The 2,540-nt window shown below is 38.7% G+C and carries 4 protein-coding genes; 1 reads left to right on the forward strand and 3 read right to left on the reverse strand.

Annotated features, from left to right (window positions below):
• Positions 1–19: 19 nt before the first annotated feature.
• Genes WBM70_RS08915 through WBM70_RS08925 form a run of 3 tightly spaced genes read right to left on the reverse strand, consistent with a single transcriptional unit; the run spans position 20 to position 1,746 of the window.
• The gene (locus tag WBM70_RS08915) at positions 20–307 is read right to left on the reverse strand and encodes a HypC/HybG/HupF family hydrogenase formation chaperone (protein ID WP_424558159.1); all 288 of its coding nucleotides are present in this window, start codon (positions 305–307) and stop codon (positions 20–22) included.
• Between the two features lie 2 nt (positions 308–309).
• Positions 310–1,092 carry a hydrogenase nickel incorporation protein HypB gene (gene hypB / locus WBM70_RS08920; RefSeq protein WP_424558160.1) on the reverse strand — a complete coding sequence of 261 codons (783 nt, stop codon included), beginning with the start codon at positions 1,090–1,092 and terminating at the stop codon, positions 310–312.
• A 9-nt stretch (positions 1,093–1,101) separates the two neighbouring features.
• Positions 1,102–1,746: a hypothetical protein gene (locus tag WBM70_RS08925; protein ID WP_424558161.1), complete on the reverse strand. Its 645-nt coding sequence runs from the start codon at positions 1,744–1,746 to the stop codon at positions 1,102–1,104.
• A gap of 109 nt (positions 1,747–1,855) precedes the next feature.
• Between WBM70_RS08925 and WBM70_RS08930 the strand changes: the two genes are divergently transcribed.
• On the forward strand, positions 1,856–2,479 hold the full coding sequence (locus WBM70_RS08930; RefSeq protein ID WP_424558162.1) for a transposase: 624 nt from the start codon (positions 1,856–1,858) through the stop codon (positions 2,477–2,479).
• The last annotated feature ends 61 nt before the right edge of the window (positions 2,480–2,540 follow it).

A 2,540-nucleotide genomic window follows, 5' to 3' on the forward strand; every position in this document is an offset into this window, starting at 1 on the left:
TCCTTCAGTTGAAGTTCACTCATGCTTCGCCTCTGTTGACGCAATTGTCATCGGTCTCTATGACTTTCCGTCTCTCTTCCTCTTCCATTGCTTCAAGCATTTCTCTATAGACTTCCAGACTTTGCAATGCTTCTTCTTCATCGATTTTGTTCATGGCAAAACCAACATGAATAAGTATATAGTCACCAATATTTATTTCATCAGCCATTAGATCGAGACTTACATGACGTTTAATTCCCATAGTGTCGACGGTAGCCATATTGTTTTCATCAACTTCAACGACCTTTGATGGTATAGATAAGCACATGTTTAACCTCTCATCTTTCGTTTAAAATTGATCCAATCAACTACCGATTGCACTGAGTTAATATCATTGATATTAACTTCCAATATATCTACATTGGGTTTAATGCGTCTCGCTTCAGATTTTTCATTTTCAATGTCATACTTGAAGTACGGCAAGAGATCTGTTTTGGTAATTAGTATAAGATCAGCTTGACGGAACATAACAGGGTATTTCGCTATTTTATCTTCGCCTTCTGGTACAGAAACAAGAACGATATTCAAATGTGTGCCCACATCATATGAAGCTGGACAGACAAGATTACCAACATTTTCAACAAAACAAACGTCTAGATCATCTAGTGGCATCTCATGTAAACCTTTATGCACCATGAAGGCATCCAAGTGACAGGCTGAACCTGTTTGTATCTGCATAGCAGGAATGCCTTTAGCCTTTAGTCTATCAGCATCTTTACTTGTTTCCAGATCACCCTCAACGACACCAAATTTGAAATCAGCCACATCTGCCATATGTTCTAGCAGGGTCGTTTTTCCACTACCGGGACTGCTCATAAGATTGATGCCCAAAATCCCCTTACTGTCAAAATGCTTTCTATTATGCTCGGCTTCATGATCATTTTTATCTAAGATCTTTTGAATGACAGAGATGGTTTTTGCATCATTGAGTTGTGGATTGTGATGTAAATGTTCATGTGCTTTTTGATGATCATGTGAATGACTGTGTTCTTCACCTTCGTGACTATGCTCAATGTCACTCCCTGTTATACTACACCCGCAATCTGTACACATCTCTTTCTCCTATCCGACTAATATATTGGTTCCCACTGCCAGTGAAATCACACCCGCAGCGGTAAACGCTCTTCTTACATTTGTAAGGTTCCCTAAAAAGTTCTGGTTGATATAAAGCATCACCATACCAAATAGACCAAAGATCAACATCACACCAAGGGTAAAGGCACCTACCATCATAAAATCCACTTGTGCACCTTGTACAACACCAAGGGTAATGAGCATACCTCTCACACCTCCAGCACCCATTAAGAGACCCAATGTCAGGGACGAACTCTTTGCCACCACATCTCCCTCATGTGCATGTGATTTTCCAAACCAAATGTGTATGTGTTCTTTACCTTCGTGCATATGTTTACGCAACTGTATTCGCTGTGAAAATACCATAAACAAGAGGTATACACCCATAGCGATAATGACCGTTGCAGAGATAACATCTCCATAGGCCAAAAACTCCTCAGAGAGCGAGACTGACTCAAGCACTTTTGCAAATATGAAAAGACTCACACCATGCCCCACAGCAAACAGTGAAGTAATGGCAAATGTTTTCTTTTTATCCTTACCAATGGAAAAGTCTGCAATCGCCGTAAGGTGGTCAGGCCCAAAGGCGTGAAGTACGCCATACCAAAATACAAGCAGTAGTGATAACTCCATCTTCTCTCCTAAATTAAATAACTATCACTATGATAGTCTTTAAAAATTATGTACATATTAAAAAAATCATTTCTACTCTATTTTAAGGACTAAAAAGTATACTATTTTTATGAAATGTATCTATTGTGATCATCCTTATACCTATCTATTGGCAAATCAGCAACGCAAGTGTGGAAAATGCAAGCGTAAGTTCAGCCTTAGAAAGCTAGAACGTGAAGTAAAACTCTTTGAACATTTCAAAAATGGCGACAATGCTAGAGAGACTGCCCTAAATACTAAAATGCACTTTGCCACAGTGCAAAAGTACTTTGAAAAGTTTAGAAGAAACCTTGCACTAGACGCAGATACGCACTACAGACACAATGCGCACAGGGTAACCGGTTACGATGAATATCTCTACCTCCCTAAAAGTCTCAAAATAGAAGAGACCATTGACAAACTACAACACTTCCTTACCCTGTCCTATGATGGCAAAGTCTATAACCTCATGATGCCACGTGCTAGACAAATGCCCTTAGAAGATGACGAAGAAAAAGAAAATAAACTCAGACTCAAGTATCTCACATTTAACAAAATTTCAAAGCTCTCCAAAGCCCAAACTACCATCACAAAGTTTTGGGACTATTTTGAAATTTTCATCTGCCGTTTTAAAGGTGTGAGTGACGAACAGTTCATCTTCTACCTCAAAGAAGCAGAGTGGCGGTTTAACACCATGAACAGTATACAGTCTTAGGTAACATATAAGAAGAGAAAAATTATTTTACATTTTCTTTGGTAGTTTCATTATAAAACCT

Origin of the sequence: Sulfurovum sp., from assembly GCF_049668085.1 — a bacterium.
GTDB lineage: Bacteria > Campylobacterota > Campylobacteria > Campylobacterales > Sulfurovaceae > Sulfurovum.

Coding starts and splice junctions, on each gene's coding strand:
- WBM70_RS08915 (WP_424558159.1), bottom strand. CDS start 307: ATGTGCTTATCTATACCATCAAAGGTCGTTGAAGTTGATGAAAACAAT.
- hypB (WP_424558160.1), bottom strand. CDS start 1,092: ATGTGTACAGATTGCGGGTGTAGTATAACAGGGAGTGACATTGAGCAT.
- WBM70_RS08925 (WP_424558161.1), bottom strand. CDS start 1,746: ATGGAGTTATCACTACTGCTTGTATTTTGGTATGGCGTACTTCACGCC.
- WBM70_RS08930 (WP_424558162.1), top strand. CDS start 1,856: ATGAAATGTATCTATTGTGATCATCCTTATACCTATCTATTGGCAAAT.